Below are 25,510 nucleotides of genomic sequence, written 5' to 3'. Positions count from 1 at the left end.
TCCGTTCCGCTGCCGCGGCGGAGGGTGGGGTCCCGCTCGGGTCCGTCGGCCGCCGCGCGCGTCGCCCGACAAGCGAGGCCGCACGCGAGATCGGGGAGCGGAGCTGTCCACGCGTTCTGGCGGGACCGCTCCGCGGTTCGCCCTTACTGGCCGACCACTCTGCGGGTGTTCCACTCCGCCGCGTAACGCTCGTGGTCCGGGGTTGCCGGCCCGGGTCGCGACGGCGGGTAGTTATCCATTGCGTGGTAGGGCAGCGGCTCCACCGTGTCGGGGAACGCGGTGTAGAGGTTCATATCCTTGCAATACCCGTCGGCGTGCAGCACCACCGTGCGCGCCCGCCCGTCGGGCAATGCCGGCAAGGCCATGGCGTCGAACTCCAGGGCCAGTTCCTCGCCGCGCCCGAAGATCGCGAACTTGTCGTCGGCCGCCTCCAGCAACGGACGTACGTCGCCGAAGCGCGTGTAGTTGCCGGTCAGGTTCTTGAACGGCAGGCCCTGATCGACCCGGTGATAGTCGTAAAGCGTCGGGTTCGCGCCGTCCGGCGAGTACTCGCGCGGATAACCGAGATAGCGCAGCTCCGCCACCGCCGGCCGCAGCACTTGCCCGGTCAGCTCGGGCCCACTGACGTCAACGGCGGCAAATATCTGATCCCAGTACACCTCCATGTTCGTGCGAATCCGCAGCCGTCCATCGCTGCGCCACGGCAGCTCCGAAATGTCGACCGTCATCATGCGCGGCAGCCCGCCCGGATAGCCGGCTTCCGCCATCGCCACGCGCCAGCCGCCCTTGCCGTCGGGCACCTCGATTCGCGGCGATTGCATGCGCAAGCCCGCCTGCGACGCCGCGTAGTTCACATGCGAGTAGGTATACTCGACCCAACTGTACAGGTAGAGGACCAAACGGGCGTCCGGCGCGACTCCACGCAAGCGGTCGCCGAAGTCGATCTCGATCCAGTGATCCTGCGCGTAACCGATGAAACGCCGATCCATGGGCGGTTCCACGTAACGCCGGTCAATGGTCAGAATGCGCTCCCGTACGTCCTCGCCGCGATCGGTGCGTGCAGCCTGCGGGAATATCTTATCGGCCGCCGCCAGCGGCCGACCGGTGGGGAACGGCGGCGAGCCGGTGAAGCGCTCGTCCGGATAGACCTCCCAGCCGGCCGGATGGTCGTAGGCGTGCAGGTGCACTTCGTCGAGGTAGGTGATTTCCTCGAGCGGCTCGGCGATACGTAACACGTAACGGCCGTCGCGCGGCCGGATCAGCTCGGGCGGGATGCGGACGTCCTCGGTCGGATCGGGCGGCGCGTACTCTCCCGGCGCGATGAAGAAACCGAGCCCGCCAACGCCGAGAAAATCGGTCACGAAGGCGAAGCCCTTACCGTCCCACGCGAACAGCAGCGGACAGGACGACGGCTTGCGCAGCACCTTCGGTACGCGCCAGCTCTGATCGGCGGCAACCTCCAGCTCGCTCTGTAAGACGGCATCCGGCCAGTTGAGGCGGACATAGTCGGCCCTGGCATCGGCGCCGAGACCGAAGTGCGCCTGGCGCGGCGTGCTGCCGAGATAGCCGCCGGCCGCCTTGACACTTCCCACCTGGAGACGGCGCCCGGTCTTAACCTCGACCTGCAGACCGACCGCAGCCGGCTCCACCCAGCGCGCCTCGCCCTCGCCGGCTTTGGCCGGGATGACTTGCAGCCAGTGCCGGCCCGGCACCGCCGGAGCCTGCCAGAACTCGGGCCGCGCCCCGGCACGGGCCACGAGCAGATCGAGTCCGCCGTCGGCGCCGAAGTCAGCCGCGACCGCACCGCGCGCCGCCGGCGCCGCCCGTTCCGCGCCGAACGCCGCGGGTGGCGCAAAGATCCCGCCGCCCGAGTTCATCAAGATCCGGTGGCGCACGCCGCCGTCGCGGCCGCTGTCGAACAACACCAGGTCCAGGTCGCCGTCCAGATCGAGGTCGCCGAGGGCCGCGTTGGCCGCCCCTCCCAATCCACGCGCGACCGCGGCGAAGGTCTGGTCCTCGACGAACCGCCCGCGCTCGACCTGCAAAAATAGTCGCGGCGGCTCTGCGCCGAGCAGGATGAGCAGATCCTCACGGCCGTTGAGGTCGACGTCGCCCGCCATCGCCCCGACCGACGCACCGGCGTTGGAAAGATCGGCGAAACGTGCCGTGGCATCGGTGTACTGGCCCACCCGGTCATTGAGAAAGACCCGGTTCGGCTTATTGGCGTTGAGCAGCAGGAGGTCGAGATCGCGGTCGTCGTCGAGATCGAAGAACAGCACCCCGACGGTTGCCGCATCGCCGCCGTCGATACCGGCGGCCTCCGCCACCTCGACGAAGGTGCCGTCGCCGTTGTTACGAAACAGCGCGTTCGGTGCGCCGGGCGCCTGGGCTCCCGTGCTCGCGACGTTGGCCACGTAAAGATCGAGATCGCCGTCGTGATCCGCGTCGGCCCACGCCGCCCCGGCGCTTACCACATCTTTACCGGCCGTAGCGGTCGCCGCGGTGACGTCGGCGAAGCGTCCGCCCCCCTCGTTTCGGTAAAGCCGGTTCGTACCGGCACGCGTCAGGTAGAGATCGGGGTCGCCGTCGGCGTCGTAGTCCCCGAAGAAAGCGCCGATCGCGCCGCTGCCGTCGATGCCGCTATCCGCAACCGCGGCGAAATGCCCGCCCTCGTTGCGCAACAACGCTCCCCGAGCGTCGGGTCCGGCGGCTACGAGATACGTGTCGACGTCACCGTCTCCGTCGATGTCGTCGGCGGCCACGCCCGGTGCGAACGCCGGGGCTCCGCCGGTCAGCGGTACGCCCGGCCATCCGGGATTACCGGCGGCGGCAAGCGTCAGCCCGTGCGACTCCGCGGCGTCGGTAAACGCCGGCACGGCCCCCGCTTCTGCGGCGGCGGCCAGGCCGGGGAAGGCGCGGATCACCTCGGCGTAGCGGCCCATCTCGCCGTATTTCATGCCGGAGAACGCCCCGGCCTTGGCGGCCTTGAGGGCGCGGAACCGGCTCATCAGTTCCTGAGCGCGCTCCTTCTCGCCGGCCTTGATCAGCAGCGATTGCAGGCGATAGCAGGCCGATTCGTGATGGGGGGTCTTGGCGAGCGTCTTCTCCAGATGCGCCCGGGCGGCGGCCGGGTCCTTGTCCATGACGAGAATGCCGAGCTGGTAGTGCGCGTCGGCGTCTTCAGGGTCGATACGTAACACTTCTTCGAACTGTGCCTTCGCCTCTTCGAAGCGCGTCAGGTGGCGGAGCAGCATGCCGAGAGCGTAGTGGGCGTATGGATCGTCCGGCGCCACCGCGATGACCTTCTTCAACTCGACCTCGGCGCGCCCGTAGAACTCGTCGGTCTGCCCATTGAGCAACGCGATGCCGTAGTTGAGCCTGCCGAGGGTCCAGTCAGGCGCCAGACCGACCATCTCCTCGAATGCCTTGATGGCTTCCACCGGCTCGAAGCGGTCCATCAATCCGACACCGCGGTTGAACAGCTCGACGACACGCGTCGCATGCTGCGGCGGGATACCGGCGGCCGCCGGCGCCTTTGCCGGTACCGCGGTCGGGGTCGCTGCCGGACGCGGTTCGGTATCGCGCCGCGAACAGCTCGAGAAAGCCGCCACCAGTCCCGCACTGACGAGGAGCGTCAGGAATCGCTGTCGCATCGGAGTTTGTCCTTGGCCGCCACGATCGCCGCGGTGGTCTTCTGTACATCGAGATCGCGCTCGTCGGTCCAGAGGCCCGGCGGGTAGTAACTGCGCCGATAGACCGGGTAGGCCTCGGTGCGGAGGTGGGCGAGCATGTGATGGCCCTGTCGCACCGAGCGCTCGTGGCGCAACGCACCGATGTCGATCGGCGCGACGACCACCTTCGCACCCGGTCCGGGGTCGGCCTGCGCGAGGATGCGGCCGTCGAAGTCGACGATCATGCTGCCGCCCGGCCAGGAGAACGGCGGATAGTTCGCGGCGCTCGCAGCCTGGTTCGCCGCGACGACGTAGGCGACGTTCTCGAGCGCACGGCAGCGATTTACCACCGTCCACCAGTCCATCGGCGCGGTGGCGCCCCAGGGATCCATGTAGGCCGAGACGCGGATGAGCACTTCCGCCCCGTTGGCGCAAAGCTGGCGCAGCACTTCCGGAAAGATCCAGTCGTAGCAGATGGCAACGCCCAGCTTGCCGATCGGCGTCGAGGCCACGGGGAACAGCTCTTCGCGGTAGCCTTCCAGGTCGTGCGGGCTGGCGTTGACCTCCCACGGAATCCACGGATTGACCTTACGGTACTTCGTCAGCAGTCCTTCCGGCCCAACGAGACACGTGGTGTTGAACACCGCGTGCGGCCAGGCGGGATCCTCTTCCAGGAAAGTTCCGGTCTGAATGTAAACCCCGAGGGCGCGAGCCGCTTCCGCGTAACGTTCCGTGTGTTCGTTGGGTACCGGGACGGTGAGGTGACGGCGCAACTCGGCAGCGGTCGGATACGCCGGTGCGGCATGAGCGAACTCCGGGAAGACGAGCAGTCGCACCGGAAGGAAGGGTGCATAGCCTTCGACGGTGCGCTGAACGGTCGCCAGCATATGCGAGACGCGCTCGCCGATCTGGTCGCGCCGCGTCGGATTCGGGAGATCGATCTGACAGGCGGCCGCGCCGTAACGCAGGGTCGTCATCGCCGTCCTAGTCCGTGCGCGCGAGGCGCGGGTCGGGGCTCGCAACCGGATGGGTCGCCTGCACGCGGCCGGCGGGGACGTTGGCCAGCACGGTTTCCTTACCGTCGGCCCAGCGCACGCGCAGTTCCTCGGCCCCTGACGCGGTCCCGAGGCCGAACACCAGCTCCGGGGCGTGCATGCCGAGGAAGGTGACATCGCCGCCGCACCAGCGGTACTGCCGGCGGCCGTTAACGAGCACCTCGACACGGGCGCCGAGGCACGCGGCCGGCGGACCCTGGAGCATGACTTTCAACGACCGGTTCGCGGTCTCTGTCTCGTTGCGCAGCAGCAGCGGCTGGCCACGGTTGATCGACACGGCCAGGTCGACCTTGCCGTCGCCGTCGTAGTCGGCGGCGGCCAGACCGCGTGCCCAGTAACGGCGCGTCAACGCCTCGCTGGCTGCCGGCGCGACGTCGTGCCACTGTTTGCCGTCGTTCCAGAACAGAAAGATCGGCTCGGCAATCATTTGCGCCGGGTCCTGCTTATGTTCCAGCGTGCTGCCGTTGGCGACGGCGATGTCGATCCATCCGTCGAGGTCGAAATCGAGCAGCGCGCTGCCCCAGCCGACCATATCGAGCGAGACCTCGCCGAGCGCGTACTGCCGTGTCTTGTCGCGATACTCGAGGTCGCCGCCGGAGGTGATGACGCTCTGGTAGAAGGCGTTCTCCTGCGCCACCCAGTGGGTGAGAAACAGGTCGGGAAGTCCATCGGGCTGGCCGCCGCCCATTTCGTTGATCTCGCCGACCGAGAGGCCCATCGAGGCCCGTGGGTCTGCCGTGCCGGTCATCGTCGACAGGTCCGCGAACGGCGCGAGATCCTTACCGCCCATGTCGCCGATCATGTTGCGGAAGAGTTTGTTCTCGGAGACATCGTTGTTGACGTAGAGATCGAGCCACCCGTCGCCGTCGAGGTCCGCAAACACGGCGTTAAGGCTGCGGCCCTCCGGGCTGGTGACGCCGAGGCGTTCGGCGACGTCCTCGAAGGTGCCGTCGCCGCGGTTGCGGTAGAGGCGGTTCGGAACCGGATCGAAGGAGTTGGGGTTGAGTGTGAACGGCACCGAGTAGGCGGTGTCGCCGCGGGGCAACGTGACCTCGGGGCCGATGCCCGCGTCGTCGTAACGGACGTAGTTGCAGACGTAGAGGTCGAGATGACCGTCGCGGTCGAAATCGCCCCAGGCGGCGCAAGTGGACCAGAGCGGATCGGCGACACCCGCCGCCGCGGCAACATCCTCGAACGTGCCGTCGCCGCGATTGCGGAAGAGTCGATTCGGACCGTAGTTGGTTACGTAAAGATCGGCGTCGCCGTCCGCGTCGTAATCGGCGAAGGTCGCGCCCATGCCGAAGCTGCCCGCGTCGCCGACACCGGCCGCATCCGTCACGTCGGTAAACTTGCCGTCTTCGTTGCGGAACAGATGGTGCTTCGCCTGCGGGTCGCGCGGTCCGTGCAGCGGTCCGGGGAAGTTGACGACGTACAGGTCCCAGTCGCCGTCACCGTCGTAGTCGCCCCAGGCGAGCCCGGAGCCGGTGTCTTCGGGCAGGGTGCGGCCGCGCGGCCCCGGACCGTGGCGCATGACGATACCGGCGGATGCCGCCACGTCGCGAAAGCGGATCGGTGGCGCCGCGGCGTTGGCGCCCCCCTTAAATTGCGCCGTTACGCCCTCGGTGGGATCGGCGAGGTCGGTCTTGCGACTCGTCTCCACCCGGATCGCCAGCACGGCGACGGCGACGGTGCCGAGGAGCGTGGCCCACACGGCGAGCCACACCTTTCCGGTACGGCTGAGGCCTTTGCCCCCGCGGAGCCAGCTCATTCGGTCCTGTCCCTTTGCGTCGCGGCGCGAATCGAACTACCCCTCCCGAGCATTCTGCCGTAGTAGGACGATGGCATTGGTGGAACGCGACCCCGAACGCGCTCAGCGCGTCTCTGCCATGGCGAGCGGCGCGCCGTCCTGCAAGGCAATCTGTTTCTTCGTCGACGCCTGAGGAACGACTGGCTGGTACACGCCGCTGTCGCGTTCCATGGTTGGCACGACCAGGTCGAGGAACTGCTGGCGGTAGCGGCGGAAGTTGAGATCGGCCTCCACGGTCAAAGGCCCGCGCGTATCGGGCGGTACGCGGAAGCGGTACACCTGGTTGTCCGTATAGCGCGGGAATATGACTCGCGCGCCCTTGCCGCCGGCGGATTGCCACAACTCGTGCTTGAGGAGCGGTTGGCCCTCGCGGTTCATTGGCAGACCCTCGAGCACCATGGTGCCGACGTCGCGCGGATTGCCGATGGTGTGCACCTTGCCGGGTTCGTCGAGAATCCAGCGGGTCTCCGGATCGACCTTGCCCCACTCGGCGACGGTGTTGCCGAGAGCGTCAAGGACCCGCAGGTGTATCCAGGCGTGCATGAAGTCGAGCGGCCCGGTGATCAGATTGTGTCCGGCCTTCTGATTCATGACCATGGCGCGCAGCGTGACTTCCTCGCCGGGGTTGGCGCTGTCGGGCGCGAGCACCTCGATGGAGCCCACCGGACCCTCGGGCCAGATGTGCGCAATCTCGGGGAGTACCGTCTCGCCCCGGATCCACGCCTCGGTCAGCTCCACGTGCTTCTCCCAGTTGGGCAGCTTCAGCACCGCCGGCATGAACATGTTGGTTCCGATCGTGCCGTGATGGCGGTGGGCGCCGTCGTCGGCGCGGCGGCGCACGTCGCCGGCTTCACCACGTCCGGGATCGGTCGAGTCCTTCACCAGACGCATGTGGCAATCGCGGCAGGCGAGGTTCTTCTCCTGATTGTCGGCGACGTGCCAGCTACTCTTGCGCCACTCGTCGAACTGGTTCTGACTGGCGGCAAGACCGAAGCGATTGAGGGCCTCGGGGATGAACTGCTTGTGGCAGGCGCCGCAGAACTCGGGCGTGCGCATCAGGTTGCGATCGTAGTCGGCCAAGTGCTGGCGCGGGTAAGCGCGGATGAGGAAGTCGGACACCGACTTCTTCCAGCCTTCGGTGTTCTCCCACAGGTATTTGTTCGGCGGCGTGAGCACGTAGTCGGCGTTGCCGCGCTGATCCACCTTCGAGATCGAGTGGCACACACCGCAGGAGCTCCCCTCCTGCATACCCGGTGCCGCGAGGTCCATGTTGTGGATGTCCTTGGCGCCGGCGAACAGCGAGATCGGGTCATGGCAGCCGGCGCAGTAACGTGTTTCGGCCGGTTCCCGATCGTTTGCGAATATGCGCTGCACGGCGAGGAACGGCGGGTTCATCGCCGAGAAGCGGTGTGCGCTGGGCTGCCATTCGGCAAGGATCTGCTCATGGCATCCGCTGCTGCCGCACGATTCCGAACCGGACAACACGCTGGGATCGACGAGTTTGAGGCTCTCGGTACGGGCGTAGGTGGGGGCAAACGGGTTGCCGCGATACTCGTCGAATTGCTCGACGTACTTCGAGACGCTGTAACCCTCCGGCACGGGAAGCTCGCCCGGTCGCGACGGCCAGAAGGGCAACACGGCAGCGATCGCAACGGCGGTGGCCGCTGCCCAGGCCACCTGCTGGCGTACGAAGCGTCGCATGGCGGTCGCCAATTCGGCGGCGCGCGCGGCCACGGCACGGCGGCGGGTGTAAGCCAGCGTCAGGTGCACGACCACCAGCACGAGGACGGCTATGCCGGTGATCAGGTGTACGAGATCCCATATCGGCGAGCGCTTCGGGCCGACAGCCGCCTCCCAGGTCAGCACCGCGCCGCTCACCGCGCAGGCCAGCGTGAATGCGCCGAGGGCGTAGCCGAGCAGCATCACGACGGTGGTTTTCTGACGGTACCACACCAGAAAGTGACGGGTCTGATAGATCGCGTAGGGCGCGATCACCAGCAACCCGACAGCGGTGTGTAGCAGGACCTGGAACTGCGCGGCGGCGGAGAACGGCGCGATATAGATCCACAACCCGGTCAGGCCCTCGACGATCAGGACGGCGGTGACGGCGATCGCCAGCCGCGAGGTCCACCCCTGCAGCGCCAAGGCGTTGGTGCCCGCACCGGCGACCTGCTCGGCCTTGGCCTGATCGCCTTTGTTCCGGATCGGACTTGCCATCGTCAGTTCTCCACGCCCGAGCGTTTCTCGAAGAGAGCGATGCCGGCCGAACGTCTACGACGCCGGCTTCGTGCCCTGCGGCTCCTCGATGACCGTGAGGGCCGCCGCGCGCGCGGTGTGCGTCGAGCGCTTCTTCGACGGCCAGGTGACCTCGACCCGCGCCTCGGCGATGCCCGGCTGGAGGCCAAGGTGGATGGTCGGATCGCTGCTGCTGAGGTAAGCGCCGGGGTAGCGCACTTCCGTAACCGTGGTGCGATCGCCGAGGCGGATGGCCACACGCGCGCCGATGGCGTCGGTATTGGGCCGCTGACCCTTCAGGCGGATCTTCATCCAGCGGTCGTTGGCGGGCAAATCGTTACGCAGTAACTCGGCGCGCTGTCCGGAGTTGGACACCACAATGTCGATGTCGCCGTCGTTGTCGATGTCGCCGAAGGCGGCGCCCCGGCCAACGCGCTTGCGCTTGAAGACCTCGCCGCACTTGTCGGCAACGTTCGCAAAGCGTCCGTCGCCGTTGCCGACGAAAAGCATGCGCTGCTGCGGATACGTGATGCTCTGGGAAAAACCCTCGACGTAGTCGACGACGTGGCCGTTGGCGACGAAGCAGTCGAGACGGCCGTCGTGGTTGAAGTCGGCGAAACGCGTCGCCCAGCCCACGTGGCGGTAGTTGTCCTGATCGAGACCGAGCGCGCGGGTGGTGTCCTCGAAGAGCATGTTGCCCTTGTTTTGATAGAGGTTGTTGAACTCGAAAATCATGTTGGTGACATAGAGGTCTTGCAGGCCGTCGCCGTCGAGGTCGGCCACGTCGACGCCCATGGCGGCCGTCTCGACGCCGTCCGGGTCGTAGGCAACGCCGCCCTCGGTGGCGACCTCGGCGAACTTGCCGCCGTCGTTGCGGTAGAGGAAGTTGGGTGCGGCGTCGTTGGCGACGAAGACGTCCTGATCGCCGTCGTTGTCGAAGTCCGACGCCACCACGGTGAGGCCTTTGCCACCGGGCGCCAGTCCGACACTCCGAGAAACGTCGCTGAAGGTGCCGTCGCCGTTGTTGCGGAACAGCGCATCGTCAGCGGGCTCGTAGTCGCGCGGCCCCGGAAAAAAGCGGAAGCCGGTGCGCTGGGAGAGCGTGGAGGAGTGGACCCCGGCCATGCTCGGCTTGAACTTCACGTAGCTCGACACGTAAAGGTCGAGGTCGCCGTCGCCGTCGTAGTCGAAGAACGCGGCGCCGGCGTGCCAGCCGTCGCCACCGGCGGTGCCGGAGCGTTGGGTGACGTCCTCGAAAGTCCCGTTGCCGCGGTTGCGGTAGAGCCGGTTGGGCCCGTAGTTGGTGACGAAGATGTCGACGAAGCCGTCGCCGTCGAAGTCGGCGGTGGCGACGCCCTGCCCGTACGACGGCGCGTCGAGGCCGGCAGCCGCGGTGACGTTCTCGAAAGTCCCGTTGCCCCGGTTGCGAAACAGGGCGTGCGAGGTCGGCTTGTCGGCGCGCGGACGGCCTTCGGCATCCATGAACGTGCCGTTGACGAAGAAGACGTCGAGCCAGCCGTCCTTGTCGTAGTCGAACATCGCCACGCCGCTGCCGGTGGTCATCAGCACGTTTTCGAGCTTGTCGGCGCCGAAGGTGTGCTGGAAGCGCAGGCCGGCCGCCTCCGTCCCGTCGACGAACGGCGGCGGGACGGGACCTTCCGCCCGCGCCGGCGCCGCGATCGCGAGCAAGAAGAGAAGCGCAAGCCGAGCCGGTCGCACGGTGCCGCCGACCCGCCGCGCCGGTCCCCTACGACCCGTAGTAGATGAAGGTGAAGTACAAACCATCAGCGTCCCCGTCCATGGGCGAATTGATCGCGATTCGATAGTCGAGCATGAGCGATACCGATGTCAGGATGGAGTATCCGGCCTCGAAGATAACCGCGGTGTTGTCCGAGCCCGGTGTCCCCAGATCGCGGATGACCGATTCGGCCTGCATTGCGAGGCGCAGGTCTTGCGCCCAAGGCAACACCCAGTCCACCCAGCCGAGTGCGCCAAGAACGTCGGCGGGCTTGCCGCCGGTAACCCCGATGTACCGCGCGCCGCCGGCGAAACCGTCCTGGCCGTAAGTGAACTGCAAGCCGCTCATGAGGTAGGTGCCGTACTTATAGAAGCTGTCAAGCCCGAAGCGCCAGCGGGAAATCGAGTTGCAGTCGAGAATCAGGGCCCCGGCAACCATCGGCAGCTCTCCATAAAGGAACGAGGCGCCATACTGGAGGTCCCAGTAGGTCGGCGCCCCGACCCGGCCCATGAGAAGGTAACTATGGCCGTTGGCGCAACTGTGAATGCCCTCGCCCCAGCCGATCGTGGCCGCGGTCTCCCAGTCGTACTCGCCGATGGGACCCTTCAGGTCGAGTCCCCAGTCCCACTTCAGGCCCAGATCGGTGGCTTCGAGCGGCAACAGGAAGCGTTGGCGCGGCGCGAAGATCGGGTTGACACCGTAGGGAATGACGAACTGGCCGGCCCGCAGCGTGACTCGATCCAGGCCGCCCGGATTGAAGCGCACCCAGAAATCCTGCGGCGCGAAGCGCCACTGCTCGATGCCCGCGTCAGGTTCCATTTGCTCGTAAGTAATGCGCGGGTGCAGGTCGATGGCGCTCACCGGCAGCCAGTCGGGAAGCACATGCTCGTTCAGAAAGAACTGCGGGCCGAAAGTCTGGACGTAGTCGACGCCGACGTAGTTGCCGGGCGGGCGTGGATTGAAGTCGAGGTGCGTGCGTTGCGTGTTGCCGAAGGGAACGTTGAGCAGGCCTTTCGAGGAGTAAAAGCCGGACAGGACCAGTTCGAGGTACAGGAAGTGGCGTCCGACGTCGGCTTCCGGCTCGACTTCCTGGGGTTCTTCGCCAGGCGCCGGCTCGGCGTAAGGCTGCTGGGCGACCACGCGAGCCCCGGGGACGGAGGCGAGGACCAGCAAGGCCAGCAACCCGACGTGCCATCGGCGGCGTACGCGGGACCAGTGGCGCGGCAATACGTTTAAACAGATCACGCGTAACACTCAGGCCCGCCCGCTGCCCATCCTCTGTACCCCGCCCGCGTCACCCATCGGCCCGCGGCTCACTAACACACGCGTGCCACCCCGCGCCCCTAGCACCGGTGACCGTCGTTCGTGCGAGAGGGTGATATAGGTCAGCGCCGCGAATGACGCCGCGCAGCGGGCTGGGGTGCGACGTTCAGACGCTGACGCGCACTTGGAGTCCGGTTGCCGTGGCGATACGGCGGCCCAGGGCCTCGAGTTCGTCGTCGGGCAGGGCGCGCAGCAGTGGTGCCTCGGGTTGGAGGGATGGACGCGCCTGGCTGTACAGCCGCACCCCGGCCAGCCGCGCCCCGGCGGCACGGACTTCGTTCAACAGGGCGCAGTAGGCGTGTTCCTCGGCGCCGGCGAGGGTTGGCCCGCCGAAGTCGAGGGCCATGGTTTGCACCCACGTGCGGCAGGCGCGGGCCGAGATATCGAGGTTGGAGCGGGCGCGGCGCACACCGGCAGGGTTGCCGTTCAGGCGGGCCAGCAGGGCGTCGGTGCCCCCGTCGAGTTTGAACCACACCTCGCCTCCGAGGGCTGCCAGCCGCTGCAGGGCGTCGCGGACGTGCCGATGGTGGACGAGAGAGCCGTTGGTGATCAGCACCACGTCGAGTGTGCCGGTGAGTTGCCGCGCGCCGAGCACCCGCTCGACGATCGCGATGACCTCCGGTAGCTGACGAGAACTGGTGGGCTCGCCGTTACCGGAAATCGCCACGTCGCGCAGGGTGCGGGCTTCGGGAGGGACATTGGCCAGCATCCACTCGCCGCTGCGCGCCTGGCGCAGCATCAGATCGAGTTCGCGTTCGAGCCGATCGAGGTCGATCTCCGGCGCCCGGCCGAAGGCGAGGCCGGGCACCTGGCAGTACACGCAGCGCCAATTGCAGGCATCGTTGGGGTTGAGATTGACGCCGATCGATACGCCGCGGGCGCGCCGGGAAACCACCGGATAGACGTAGGTCAGCCCGGCTCGTTGCCGATCGTGGTCATTGGTCGAGAGCAATCGGTCCGGCCTCCTCCTGCGTACCAGCACGCCCCATAGCAGCCGTCTGCGCAGGTGGGAATCGACGCCTCGGTCCTTTACCCCCCGGCTGATTTACGAATTCCGGTGCGGGCAACCCTTGTGGTTGCCCTGGTCTGCCGACACGGGGGCAGGCACAAGGCCTACACCTACGGAGCCCACGGGAAGGAGCCGCCACGCTCGCCGGCGATCCATCGAAACCCGCCGGGCCACCTCTATCGTATCGCCGTTGCCCTGCTGCTAACCCAGGGGTCGCTCGGTGCGGGAGGACGGACATGACTGCAGGACCTGACACCAATCGTCGCACTTTCCTCAAAGCCGTGGGCGGCGCGCTGGGCAGCGCTGCCCTGCCGCTCGGTTCGATCGCCGCCGGCGCCGCCGAACCCGCTGCCCCGGACGTCATTGTGATCGGTGGCGGATTCGCAGGGGTGACCGCCGCTCGCGAGCTGCGGCATGCCGGGTTTCGAGTTCTGCTCCTCGAGGCGCGTAACCGGCTCGGCGGGCGCACCTTTGCCGTACCCGTCGGCGACGAGATTTTCGAACTCGGGGGCACGTGGATCCATTCGACGCAACCGCACGTCTGGGCCGAGGCCAACCGCTACGGCCTCGAACTCATAGAGACACCCGATGGCCTCCCGGAGCGTATCCTCTGGTGGGACGGGACGCGGGCGAAGGAAGCCGGGCTGCTCGACATGCGCCCACTCGTCGGTGCCGCTCTGTGTGCGAGTGCGGACGACGCCGCCCCGGACATGCCGCTCCCCGTGCTGGAAACCTTCGCGGCGCTCGACCTGCTGATGTCTCGTTTCCATGCGGAAGCCAGTACCGCTCTCCCACGGCCATTCGATCCGTTCTTCTCCGACGCATGGCAGGCCCTCGACCATTTGTCGGTCCGCGACCGTCTCACCGCGATGGACCTCGCCGCGGACGAGCGCGCGCTACTGGAGGGGGTTCTCGGCGCCAGTGCGCACGGTGCTTTTCAAGAGGCCGGGCTCGTCGACATGCTCCGCTGGTGGGCGCTCTCCGGTGGCGATCTGCAGCGCTACTCGGACAGCGTGGCGCGGTATCGGTTTCGTGACGGCACCTCCAGCCTGATCGATGCGATGATCGCCGACGCGGCTCCGGACGTGCGCCTGCAAACGCCGGTGGTGCGGGTGGTGCAGACCGAGGACGGGGTCGCCGTTACGACCGCCGCGCACGAGACGGTACGCGCTCGCGCGGTTATCGCGGCGTTGCCGCTGAACGTCCTCGCGCAGATCGAGTTCTCCCCGTCACTCGATCCGCTGAAGGTTGCCGCCGCTCGGGAACGGCACGCCGGCGCCGGCGTGAAAGCGTACATTCGCGTGCGCGGCGAGCTGCCACGCATGCTCGCCCTCGCGCCCGAGACCGAGCCGTTCTCGACGATCATGACGGCGCACGGCGGCAAGGACGGCGGCGTCCTGATCGCCTTCGGCACCGATCCGCGGAAGATCGACGTCCATGCCGTATCGGCCGTGCAGGCGGAGGTAAGGCGTTATCTCCCGCAGGCCGAGGTGATCGAGACGTTCGCATACGACTGGCACCTCGACCCGTACGCCCGCGGAACGTGGTGTATCTTCCGGAAGGAGCAGATTACGAAGTATCTTGCGGCGCTGCGCGCCCCGGCCGGGCGGGTTTACTTCGCCGGCGGCGACTTTGCGCTCGGGTGGCGCGGGTTCATTGACGGGGCGATCGAAAGCGGCACGCGGACCGCCCACGAGGTGATCGACCGCCTCCACGACCGACCGCAGCGCCGGTCGCGCGCGGCCGTGCACGGTGGGGCAGGCGAGGCTGCCCACGGGGCGACCGCCTTCGGGCCGTGCGCGGTCTGCCACCCGACCGATGCCTCCGGGCGCAGCGGCGCCGGACCGAACTTGCGCGGAGTGGTCGGCCGCAAAGCTGCCAGCGATCCGTCCTTTGCTTACTCCGAGGCGCTGCGCGCACGCGGCGCGACGTGGACGGAGACGGAGCTCGACGCCTTTCTCGCCGATCCGCAGGCCTACGCTCCGGGAACAACCATGTCCTTCGCGGGGCTGAAGGATCCTGCCGCGCGGGCCGCGGTGATTCGGGTGCTGCTCGGAGGGAAGTGAACCGTCAGCCGGAGATCTCGCCGGCACGGGTCCGGGCGGCGCGGTGGCGAGTCAGGCGACCCGTGAGGAGACGTGGTGGGTGTCCAACAGCCCGTCCTGTCCGCAGTCCGCGGCTCCGACCGCCGGCTATAGACCGAGACAGTGTCGAACCGCGTCTTCGACGCGATCGAGCACCGCCCCACTGACTGCGCCGGCTGGCGCCGCCGAGAAGCGCCTCGGATCCAATGATCGGATCTGGAAACAGAGGAATACGGTTTCCATCGGCAACCCGCTCTCCGCGGCGGTGACACGAACATTCGTCGGGTAGTCGCGGGCTACATTCTCGCCTTTCGTTCCAACGACGACCGTGACAACCAAGGGCAGTCGGTTGATGGCATCTACGGAAACGACGAGCACCGGGCGGTCACCAGCTTGCTCGCGCCCCTGCACCGGGCTCAGGTTGACGAAGTAGATCTCGCCGCGGCGGATGGGCATTAATGTCCGGCGAGGCCGTCGGCACTTGCGCTCTCGAAGTCCGCTCCGATGCCCAGAATCTCTTGCTGGATCTGCGGATCGTCAGCCATTGCCGCCAGCTGCACTTCCCAGCTCCGCTCACTTGCGGTCGCACTATTGCGGATCAGCTTGGCAAGCCGTTCCAGCAGCAGCGTTTGCTCGGCAAGAGTCAGCCGGCCGATATCTGCCTCAATACGCGCAAGGGTTGAGATGTCCATTCAAGCCTCCTGCCACTTGACCATAGCACAGCCCAGCGCAAGAGCCGAACAACTGCCGGTGTTCTGGGGTGGGGCTGATGTGTGGCTGACGAGACACCTGTACGCAAGTACGTTCGAACGCTCGCGACCGGCAACCGCGTGCGCCGGCGGCGGTCCGATCCGGCGGTTGTCCGAAACTTCTTCGCATCACACGAAGTTCCCGACCTCGACGTGTTCGACGTGACGACACAGCCGCCGCATTAAGCGGTGCCGGGGTTCCCAGGCAGCCGGCGGTGTCCTCGAGGTGATCGCACAAGCCCGAAGGGGCCCGATTCCCGCGGGGGCTCGCCGGTACAGGTCGGGGCGGCGCGGTGGCGAGTCAGGCGACCCGTGAGGAGACGTGGTGGGTGTCCAACCGCGGGGCTGAAGGATCCTGCCGCGCGGGCCGCGGTGATTCGGGTGCTGCTCGGAGGGAAGTGAGCCGTCAGCCGGAGATCTCGCCGTGCCTGATCCGCCGCCGACTGACGATGGCCGACGTTACGGATGGCGGCACGAGTCCGTGGGGTCGGTCCTCGCGGCGATCTCCGCGGCGTCGTCGTAGCCGTCGTGGTCGGTGTCGGCGTCGTGCGGGTTGCAGGGATACTGGCCCGGCGGGTTGTCGGCGAAACCGGCCCACGAGACGAGATGGTCTTCCCAGCGCGAGTGCAGGCAGCGCTGTTCGTCGAGGTTGGTCAGTCCGTCGCCGTCCGGGTCCTCGTGCGCGTTGGCGATCGAACCGGCGCGGAAACCGTCTATCCATCCCATCGCGATTTCGAAGGCGTCGAACATGCCGTCCCCGTCCGAGTCCCTGGCTCCCGCATCGTCCGGTCCCAGCATTACCGGCACCTCCAGAAACCGTGCGTTGGCCGAGGTGAAAAGCGACGGTGCGAGAACCATGGTGTACGGCTCCGTGGCGGAGACAGCCGGAATGCCCGCGTACATGGCGGGGTCGTACGAGGTCCCCTCGGCGTAAAAGTCGATCGTATCCGCGCTATTCTGGTCGGTGACGATCCCGCCGTAGTCGCGCAGGGCGCGGGCCATGGACTTATCGAGGCTGGTCCACGGCTGGGCGTCTATCGTGGAGTCGGTCCACACATCCGGACGGAGCTGCAGGCGCGCGCCCTCCGGCGGGGCGTCGGGGTAGGCGGGGCCATAACCGTCGCTCAACAGGGCCGGCGGAACCGGACCGCCGCTGGCGGCGAGGGTGGTCGACAGGGCAAGCGCGTGTTCGATGGGCCCGCCGCCCGCGATTTCGCCCGGTCGGATCAGGCCGGTGGTGAGCGCGAAGCCCGACCCTTTCGCGGTGTCGGGACCGATGACGTTGTTACCACTGCCTTTGAGGAACACCTTGCCGCCGGCCTCGCAGGCGTAATGCAACTCACCGTCGCCGCCGGCCGCGAATGACCAGGCGATCTTCTTCCAGGTCCCGTCGGCGTCCTTGCGGCAGCTCCAGAAGTCGTACTCGATGCCGTGCACCCAGTCGACGATGGCAATATGGCTGTCACCCATCGGGTCGGGCCGGAGGTCCACCCCGGTTGGAATCGGCACATTGCGGATGGCGGGTCCCGTCGGGTTCCAGGGACGGGTAAGCCGGACGTCCTCCATCGTAACGTCGCTGAAGCAGCGGTGCCGGAAGGCGGCATCGCAGTCGGCAACCGGGTCGGAGACGATGTTGTAGACGGGGAAGGTCCATTCGCGGACGCTCAGCACTATTGCGCCTGCCGGCGACGGCCGGATGTAATCGAGCATGGAGGCGTTGTTCCCCGCGGGTTCCAGGGCTGGACCGGCAGTGACGGGCTGGAGCCATGGAGACAGGGCCGGGTCGAACTCGCGACCGGGGACCACGGGCTTGACAACCCCGGAGCCAGGGAACCCGCAACTTGCCGGCGACACCGGCGGCAGCGTAGGGTCGATACTGGTGGCCAGGGAGGCGATCGCCGCCTTCAGGCAACTGCGGGCCGCGGCGTTCCCTGCCACGCCGTCGCAGGTCCCGCCGAGATCCGCCGTGACCGGGTCGGGGCACAGCCTCTCCAGGCGGTCGAGCCAGTCGGTACCGCTCCCGGCGGCCTCGACCTCGTGCACCAGAGCCCTGGTGCAGAGCTTGCCGGTACGGCGTCCGCAGCGGTCCGCGACCGCGCCGGTGAACGAACGGGACCCGGCATCCCAGGCGTCGCCGTAGCAAAGTTCCGCCAGGTTGCCGCACAGGGCAATCGCTTCGCTGCGGCAGTCGGTGCTGACGTCCGCCCTCTGGACCCTCGACGTGTCGGGGATTCCACCTTTGCGGGCGGCACGGTCGTGCGCCACGCAGGCGAGGCGCACGGCCTTGGCGACATCCGAAGGGGATAAGCCCAGACACGCGGTGGCCGCGGCGGCGTCGGTGTACGTCCCGGCAACCAACAGCACGGAGAGAGCACTGAGCAGCCGCCCGGCGTGCATCGCCCAGTGACCCACTGCTCGTCTGACCGCACGCCGGCGGGGGGATGAATGTCTGTGCAGGCACTGCGGCGACGCCGGGCCGGTGTATGGGTGGGAGCGTACGGGTTCCACGCGAATAAGCCAGACAGGGCCGCCGTGCAGCGCTCGGTCCGGTGAGCCGCCGTCAGTCGTTGGTGCACACGCCCCACGTGCCGAGATCGACGCTGCCCTCGCTCAGACGACGGCTCGTTCCGCACGTGGTGCCGCCCGGCAGGCGGGGAGTCCGCTGTGCACCGATGTCGGCGGTCGTGTTGCCGGTCACCGTTGACGCCTTGAGTGTATTGACGCCGGGATAGATCGCCCGCACTCCGTATCCGCCGTTGCCCGTGGACGTCAGCCGCTCGGCCCTCAGGCGGTTGCAATACACGCCGTCATGTCCGTTACCGGTCGCGGAAACGTCGGTGAGACGCAGGTTCTTGCCGGTAATACCGTAGCCCGGGTTGTCGAAGGCGGCGACGTTGGTGGCGACGAGGCGATCCGCGCTCGCCCCCCAGTCCTGGTGCGCTCGGAGCTGAACGTTGTTCAGCCTCAATCGATTGCCAAGGATCCCGATCCCGCTGTCGCTCACCTCGACGTCAGAGACCTCCAGTCGGCTCGGGTCGAGCCCGGTGATCGCGACGCCCCCGAAGCCGCTCACCCGGCCGGGACCCTCGACGCGGCAGCGTCCCGCCAGGCAGGCGATGCCGACGTGGCCATTGACCGAACTCTCCGCCGAGACGGCGTAACCGTTCATTTGCAACGTCGCCCCGCGCTCGAGCGTTATCGACTCGGCGAACGGGCAGACCAGGTCCCCCACCACCACCCCGACCGTCCCGGCAGGAACGGTCTGACCGCACGCGGTCACGTCCAGGGAACGAGCCGGCAGGGGCAAGGCGACGACCACCGTGGAGAGAACTGCAGCCGAGAGCATGCACCGCACCGGGCCGGGCGCAGAGAAGACACGCATCGGAGGCCTCCCATCGGGTTAGGATATGCAGCCTTCTATGCGATGGGTTGGCTCCCTGTCAACAAATTGGTTAGCCAGGGGCGACGTCGAAAATCCTTGGCGTGTCGGTTCCCCGGCTCGGTCCGGCGGCGGCGCCTTTCTCACGCCATGAACCCGACGGGCGTGTACGTGTGCCCGGGCAGGAGCGTGGCCAGGTCCGTATTCCCCATGTGGCGCGTCAGCACGTCGCCCATGACATCGCGGAAGTCGAGGCTGTGATCGAGGTAGCGACCGCGCACCATCTGCGCAGTCCCGAGACCGGGCCATGCGCCGTACATCCCGCCGCGGACCGCGTGCCCGGCAACGAACCAGGCGCCGGCGTGGCCGTGATCGGTGCCGCGATTGTCGTTCTCGCGTGCGGTGCGCCCGAACTCGGTCATCGTGAGTACGACGACATCCTGCATCATCGGGCCGAGATCCGCATAGAGCGCGGCGATCCCGCGCGCAAAATCCTGGTGACGGCGCGATTGCTGGCCGTTCGTCTGTCCGCCACCTTGGTCCGTGTGCGTGTCCCAGCCGCCGATGCTCAGCGCGGCGATCTCCAATCCGAGGCCCACCTTGACGAGCTGTGCCACCTGTCGAAGCTGGGTCCCGAAGGTTGAGTTCGGATAGACGGCCCCGTTGGCGGGCACATAGCTGCGTGGGTCGACTTCGCTCAGGACGGCGAGGTCGTTGATGACGACCCGGCCGCTGTTTTGGACCAGCGTGCGGTAGGCTTTGGTGTCGTCCGGTTGCTGGCTGTAGATTCGGCCGAGATCGGCGAGCAGGACGTCTTCCTCCCCATCCGGCAATCCGAGCGTAAAGTCGGTGATGTCGTTGAACGCCGACACCACCGCCTGCCCGCGCAGCGCGTCGGGCAGTTCCGCGCCGAAGCCGACCGCGCGCAGCGCGGCGGGTTGTGGGACGGTGACGAGATGCCGATTCAGCCAGCCGTCGAGGGTCTTCGAGACGGCCGCGCTTTCGATGAAGAGCTGACTGTCGAAATGCGACTGCGAGGCATCCGGGTATTGTACCGCCGGCAGCACGGCGAGGTGACCCTCGGCGTGGATCGGCGCGAGCGCCGCGAGGCCGGGATGGAGGCCGAAGAAGCCGTCGAGGTCGACTGCCGAGGCCGGGTCGCCCGCCGAGGGCGGTGCGATGCCGATGGTCGGTCTGAGGCCGGCGTAGTTCGGATCCCCGTACGGGATTACCGTGTTCAGCCCGTCGCAACCCCCGCGCTGGAAGACAACGACGAGCGTCTTGCCGACCGCTGCGCGTGCCATGCGGAGGCGTGGACGCAAGGGATTGCTCAGTGCGAAGCCGGCGGTCGCCGCCGAGGCGGCCGCCAAGTAGCGGAAGAACTCACGTCGCGTTACCATGAATGGGTCCTCTCCTCGGGCTTACTGGAACTGATAGCCGGGGTAGCTCATCACCGTGGCCACCATGCGGCGCAGCTTCGCGTCGGCGTTCGGGGCATCGAGGTCGAAGGTCTCCATGCCGTTCGCCGTCAGGAGGTCGAGGGCCACCTGCCGGTCGAGCGTCGTGTAATCGTGGTGGAACAACATCTGGAAGAGGAACCCCACGATCCCGTCGGCAGTGGTGAAACCCGCCGTGCGGAAGAACTGCTGCAACTGCACGCCGGTGACGCCGCTGCCCGGTAAGCTGCGCGCCACGTCGTTCACGAAGACGATGCGCTGCAAGAGAGTGTTCGAGTTGATCCAGTCGTCGCCGGTTTCCGAATAGCCGGTGGGAATCGGGTTGAGGAACAGCTTCATTCCCATGTCTCCCATGGCGCGGTGCAACCCCGCCGTATTCGGCGTCGCGCCGAAGTTGCGCACGACGGCGACGGTGAATTCGAGCGGCGTTTTCACCTTCGCCCGGAAGTGCCGCGGGTCACCCATTTCGGGCGAACGCAAGATCCTCTCCACCGCCGGCGAGATCAGACCGCCGCCGCCGGCGAGAGCGCCGGCGCAGCCGTCCACCAGAGCAGGCGTTGGCGTGTCGCTCACGAACACTCTGGACAGTTTCGTGCACAGGAAGCGTGCCGTGGAGGGATGGCCGGCGAGGATGTCGAGGACTTCCTCGCCGTCTTCGATGCCGCGGCCCGCGGCGAGCGTCCGCCCGAGAACTACCTTGACGCCGGTGTCGTGGTTTGCCGCGTCGAAAGCGAACTGACCGTTCTGAACGGTCCAGCCGGTGAAAGCCCGCGCCACCTCCTCGACGTCGCCCTGGGTATAGCCGCCGTCGACGCCCAGCGTGTGCAGCTCGAGCAACTCGCGGGCGTAGTTCTCGTTCGGACTGCCTTTGGTGCTGATGGCGTTGTCGAGGTACTCCAGCATCGCCGGGCTCTTGGCGCTGATGTCGAGCAAGATCCGGAAGTCGCCGAGGGCGTTGACGCGAAAGGCGTCGTTCTCAGCCACTTCGTACGCGACGCTTCCGTGCTTGCTCTGGTCGGTGCTGAAGTGGTTGTCCCAGAACCACGTCATCACCTCGCGCAGTTGCCGCCGGCTGTAGATGGCATGTTGCAGGACATACGCCTGCAGTTCGGCGATACTGGCCGGGCGGGGCTGCCCCGCCATCATGGCAACGAAGGCCGAATCGTCGACCGCCAGCGGATTCAACTGCTGGGCGAGAAAGGCGTTCGCGCCGATCTGTCCGACTTCCGCGAAGAGCTGTGGAGTCGCTCCGAAAGTGATGCGGTTGATCAGGTGGGTGCCTTCGAAGTCCACCGCCACGACGACCAGATCGAGCGCGACCGTAGCGGTGTGACCGGCGGCGTCCCTGGCCTCGAGAGCGATCCGGATCGTCTGACCCTGCGTCACCTGCCCGTTGAGAACCGAGAAGGTCCACGCCCCGCTGCCGGGCGCGACGTCGACGCGCTGGCCACTGACGGTGCGACCGAGAACCGGGTCGTCGACGGTGGCTTCGAGGGCGGTAACCCCGATGTCGTCGGTGACCGTGCCGGCCAGTAAGAAGCCGGTCTTTTCGACCTCGTCGCCCTGCCGATGCGAGCTCACGACGATTTGCGGCGGCGCCGCGTCGGCGATGGCGCGCACGATCGCCATTGCCGAAGACTGGTTGCGGGCCTGGTCGTTTGCTCTGACCGTCAACATCACGGTCGCGCCTTCTGTCACCATCGCCGCCGTTACGGTGTAGGTCCAGCGCTGACTTGCCGCGTCGTAAGCGGCGCTGCCCTGCGTGAGACCCTTGTGCGGGTCAGAGACGGCGACCGTCACGTCGGCCACCATCGTGTTATCTGCGGCAAAGCCGCTCATGGTGAACCCGGAGGCGTCGACGTTGGCGCCGTCTGCCGGGGTGACGACTTGCACCGTCGGCGGCACCAGATCGAGCGGGTAGGAACCGGTGCGAGTTATCCGGAACTCGAAGGGTCCTTCCCGGTCGACCGGGCCGCTGTAGTACGATTTCTCCTCGCCGAAGGGGCGGCGTACTTTGAAGACGTAGACGCTCCCGGTCGGGGAGTTGGGTGTAGTGAGACTCACCCCCGTGAGGTCGAAGCGCACCATGCCATTGGCGTCGGTGTCGGCTCGTTTGGCCCATCGCAACGAACCGTCCGGAAGCTTTTCGTAAGCCGTTACCGGGATTCCGGGGAGCGGGACGTCGTTGTCTGCGTCGATGAGGGTGAATGGTATGGTCCCGGCGCGCATGACGAGGTCGCCTGTTTCCAGGATTGGCTCCGTAGACACGCCGCCGGCTGCGTACGGGTCGGCCTCGATGATGTAGACCCGTCCGCTGCCCAGACCGTCGAGGTCGAAGCGTACCACGCCGGCGGCGTCCGTTTCGGCCCATGCGGCCCAACGGGTGGTCCCGTCCTCGAGCACCTCGTCGGCGCCGACCCCGGCGCCGGTAATCGGTGCCGCGCTCATGCCGTCGACGAGGAGCACGTTGAGGGCCCGGTTGCCGACGACGAAAGTGATGCGGCCGGGCTGGTTCAGCGGGTCACTGTATTTGTGGCTGCCGTTGACGGGGCTATGACCCTCGAGAACGTAGGTTGCCGTGTTGCCGAGGCCGGGAAGATCGAAGCGGATGATGCCGGCGGCGTCGGTGATGCCGGCGCGGGTCCACTTCCGGCGACCGTCGGATTGCAGCTCGTAGGCGGCGACTTCGGAGTCGGCGAGCGGCCCACCGGTCGCGCCGCTGATTACCGTGACCTCGAGAGCGCCGACGAGGAAGTCGAAGGGGCCCGCGTGCGTGACGTCGGCGCTGTCCGCGTAACCGCCGTTGTACGGTTTGCAGCGGAAGAAGTAGATGCGGCCGGCGTTGACGCCGTCCAAGTCGAAGGCGGCTTCCCCGGCGACGTTGGTGGTCAGCGAGCGGACCCAGCGGAGACGAGTGCCGGTGCGTTCGTAGGCGGTAATCGAGATACCGCCGAGGGGCTCGCCGCTGAGCGCATTGCGCAGCGAAACGGCCACCGGGGGGTTACCGACCGTGAACACGTATCTTCCGGCAGCGCTGATCTCCCCACTGCGTTTCAGGCTACCGTCGACGGGGCTTACGGCTTCGAGGACATAGGTTTTCGACCCGTCGAGTACGCGGAAATCGAACCGGATGAGGCCCGCGGCGTCGGTCTTACCGGTGGTTACGGTTTTCAACCGCCCGTCGCTTTGCTTTTCCCGGGCGACGACGCGCAGGCCGGGCAGAGGGCTGCCGTCGCCGGCGCTAACCGCAGTCACCTCGACACTGCCGACCCGGAATTCGAAGCGTCCGGGCGCTTGCAGGTCGCGGCTGTACACGGCGCCGGTTCCGTACGGTACCGCCGTCAGCACGTACGTCCGCCCGCTGCCGAGGCCCGGCAGATCGAAGCTCACGGCGCCCGCAACATCGGTAGTGCGGCTGATTACCGCCTTCAGCTTACCGTCGGCGAGACGTTCGTGAGCCGAGACGCGAAGACCGGCGAGCGGATCGCCGCTGAAGTAGTTGGTGACGACGACGTCGAGCGGGGCATTGCCGACGGTGAACGTGTAGCGGCCGGGGGCGTCGATGGGGTCGCTGCTCTTCCTGGTGCCGTCCACCGGGCTCTTGGCTTCGAGGACGTAGACCCGGCCGGTGCCGAGGCCCGGTGGGTCGAACCGGATGACGCCGTTGGGGTCGGTGTAACCGCGGCCGATGGTGTGCAAGGTGCCGTCGGTGCGCTTCTCGCGGCAGGCGATTTCATGGCCCGCCAGAGCCGTTCGGTCGGGGCCGCCAATGGCCGTGACCTCGAGGGTTCCGACGGCGAACTCGTAGTCGCCGGCGCTGCCGAGATCGGGTGAGGTCGCCGTATTGGTGTAGACCTTCGTGGTCAGGTAGTAGAGCCGCTCCTCGCCGAGACCGTCGAGGTCGAATATCGCCAGACCGTTCGCGTCGGTGGTGCGCTGCGCCACCCAGCGGCCTGTGCCGTCCGGGAGGCGTTCGTACGCCGTGATCTTGATGGTGCCCAGCGGTTGGCGGCTGACGTGGTCGATGAGGGTGACGCGGAGCGGAGCGTTGCCGATCGGGATCGTGAAGGCGCCCGTCTGGGTCAGCGGGTTGCTCGTCTTTGTGCTGCCATCCCACGGACTGGCGGCGCGCAGGACGTATGTGCGTCCCTGGCCAAGGCCGGGGAGATCGAAGCGGATCACGCCGTGGTCGTCTGTCGTACCCTGCTTGGTCCACTTGAGCGTCCCGTCGGCCTGGCGTTCGAGAGCGGTGACCCGCAGGCCCGGCAGCGGATCTTCGGTGCCACCGGCAATAACGGTGACGGTCAGCGTGCCGACTTTGAAGGTGTAGTCGCCGGCCGCGGTGAGGTCCTCGCTTTCCGAGGAGCCGCCGTTGAAGACCTGCGTTTTCAGGACGTAGGTGCGGCCGCTTCCGAGGCTGGGGAGGTTGAAGACGGTGCGGCCGTCGAGGTCGGTATCCTGCCCCTTCGCCCATTTGAGGGAGCCGTCAGCGAGGCGTTCGTAGGCGCTGATGCGCTTGCCGGCCAGCGGTGCGAGCGAGAACGCGTCGATCATCGTAACCGTCAGGGGCCCGTCGCCGATGACGACGACCGCCTTGCCTGCGGTAGTGATCTCGTGACTGCGTCCGACGCCGCCTTTATCGGGGCGGTGTGCTTCGAGGACATAGGTGTGACCCGTGCCGAGGCCCGAGGCTTCGAAGGTGACCGTGCCGTCGGCGTCCGTGCTGCCGTGGGTGACGACGCGCAACGAGCCGTCGGGGTGCTTTTCCTTGAGGCTCACGGGCATCGCGGCGATGGGGGCTCCGCTTTGTGCGTCCAGCACCTGGATGGTGACGGACGGGGCATCGTCGGTGGGCTGACCTGCTCGCAGCGCCGATGGGAAGGTCCCGAGGAGCGCCGCGGCCATCCAGACTAGACATTGCTCGACTCGCCGCCGGCGTGGGATGGCCGCGAAGGCGTTTGCCGCAGGGCGGGGCGAGCGCGGAACGTGGTGCGGATGCATAT

The 25,510-nt window shown here is 67.2% G+C and carries 14 protein-coding genes; 1 reads left to right on the top strand and 13 read right to left on the bottom strand.

What is annotated here, in order from left to right:
* Positions 1 to 143: 143 nt before the first annotated feature.
* The 7 genes from L6Q96_08055 to L6Q96_08025 form a co-directional block, all read right to left on the bottom strand.
* The gene (locus tag L6Q96_08055) at positions 144 to 3,653 is read right to left on the bottom strand and encodes an FG-GAP-like repeat-containing protein (GenBank protein MCK6554522.1); all 3,510 of its coding nucleotides are present in this window, start codon (positions 3,651 to 3,653) and stop codon (positions 144 to 146) included.
* On the bottom strand, positions 3,635 to 4,648 hold the full coding sequence (locus L6Q96_08050) for a nitrilase (protein ID MCK6554521.1): 1,014 nt from the start codon (positions 4,646 to 4,648) through the stop codon (positions 3,635 to 3,637). Before L6Q96_08050 ends, L6Q96_08055 begins: the two co-directional genes overlap by 19 nt.
* Positions 4,649 to 4,655: 7 nt before the next feature.
* A complete protein-coding gene (locus tag L6Q96_08045) occupies positions 4,656 to 6,494 on the bottom strand; it encodes a CRTAC1 family protein (GenBank protein MCK6554520.1) in 1,839 nt (612 codons plus the stop codon).
* 102 nt (positions 6,495 to 6,596) lie between these two features.
* Positions 6,597 to 8,750 carry a hypothetical protein gene (locus tag L6Q96_08040; protein ID MCK6554519.1) on the bottom strand — a complete coding sequence of 718 codons (2,154 nt, stop codon included), beginning with the start codon at positions 8,748 to 8,750 and terminating at the stop codon, positions 6,597 to 6,599.
* Positions 8,751 to 8,804: 54 nt separating this feature from the next.
* A complete protein-coding gene (locus L6Q96_08035; GenBank protein MCK6554518.1) occupies positions 8,805 to 10,487 on the bottom strand; it encodes a CRTAC1 family protein in 1,683 nt (560 codons plus the stop codon).
* 28 nt (positions 10,488 to 10,515) lie between these two features.
* A complete protein-coding gene (locus tag L6Q96_08030) occupies positions 10,516 to 11,751 on the bottom strand; it encodes a hypothetical protein (GenBank protein ID MCK6554517.1) in 1,236 nt (411 codons plus the stop codon).
* Positions 11,752 to 11,935: 184 nt separating this feature from the next.
* Positions 11,936 to 12,781: a radical SAM protein gene (locus tag L6Q96_08025; GenBank protein ID MCK6554516.1), complete on the bottom strand. Its 846-nt coding sequence runs from the start codon at positions 12,779 to 12,781 to the stop codon at positions 11,936 to 11,938.
* 293 nt (positions 12,782 to 13,074) lie between these two features.
* On the opposite strand from L6Q96_08025, the gene L6Q96_08020 reads away from it, so the two are divergent.
* Positions 13,075 to 14,904, top strand: a complete 1,830-nt coding sequence (locus tag L6Q96_08020) for an FAD-dependent oxidoreductase (protein MCK6554515.1) — start codon at positions 13,075 to 13,077, stop codon at positions 14,902 to 14,904.
* A gap of 126 nt (positions 14,905 to 15,030) precedes the next feature.
* Here L6Q96_08020 and L6Q96_08015 read toward each other — a convergent pair whose 3' ends face one another.
* The 6 genes from L6Q96_08015 to L6Q96_07990 form a co-directional block, all read right to left on the bottom strand.
* Positions 15,031 to 15,378 (bottom strand): type II toxin-antitoxin system PemK/MazF family toxin, encoded by a 348-nt coding sequence (locus L6Q96_08015; GenBank protein MCK6554514.1) that lies wholly within the window; start codon positions 15,376 to 15,378, stop codon positions 15,031 to 15,033.
* Positions 15,378 to 15,614: a hypothetical protein gene (locus tag L6Q96_08010; GenBank protein ID MCK6554513.1), complete on the bottom strand. Its 237-nt coding sequence runs from the start codon at positions 15,612 to 15,614 to the stop codon at positions 15,378 to 15,380. Before L6Q96_08010 ends, L6Q96_08015 begins: the two co-directional genes overlap by 1 nt.
* 516 nt (positions 15,615 to 16,130) lie before the next feature.
* Entirely contained in the window at positions 16,131 to 18,083 is a 1,953-nt protein-coding gene (locus L6Q96_08005) for a hypothetical protein (protein MCK6554512.1), read from the bottom strand.
* 148 nt (positions 18,084 to 18,231) lie between these two features.
* On the bottom strand, positions 18,232 to 19,017 hold the full coding sequence (locus L6Q96_08000) for a hypothetical protein (protein ID MCK6554511.1): 786 nt from the start codon (positions 19,015 to 19,017) through the stop codon (positions 18,232 to 18,234).
* Between the two features lie 176 nt (positions 19,018 to 19,193).
* Entirely contained in the window at positions 19,194 to 20,450 is a 1,257-nt protein-coding gene (locus L6Q96_07995) for a DUF1501 domain-containing protein (GenBank protein ID MCK6554510.1), read from the bottom strand.
* A gap of 21 nt (positions 20,451 to 20,471) precedes the next feature.
* Complete coding sequence (locus tag L6Q96_07990; protein ID MCK6554509.1) at positions 20,472 to 25,412, bottom strand: DUF1800 family protein; 4,941 nt, start codon at positions 25,410 to 25,412, stop codon at positions 20,472 to 20,474.
* Between the last annotated feature and the right edge of the window lie 98 nt (positions 25,413 to 25,510).

It is taken from the genome of Candidatus Binatia bacterium, from assembly GCA_023150935.1.
Lineage (GTDB): Bacteria > Desulfobacterota > Binatia > HRBIN30 > HRBIN30 > JAKLJW01.
Note: the sequence above shows the minus strand (reverse complement) of the source record. Positions and strands in the feature narration are given on the sequence as shown.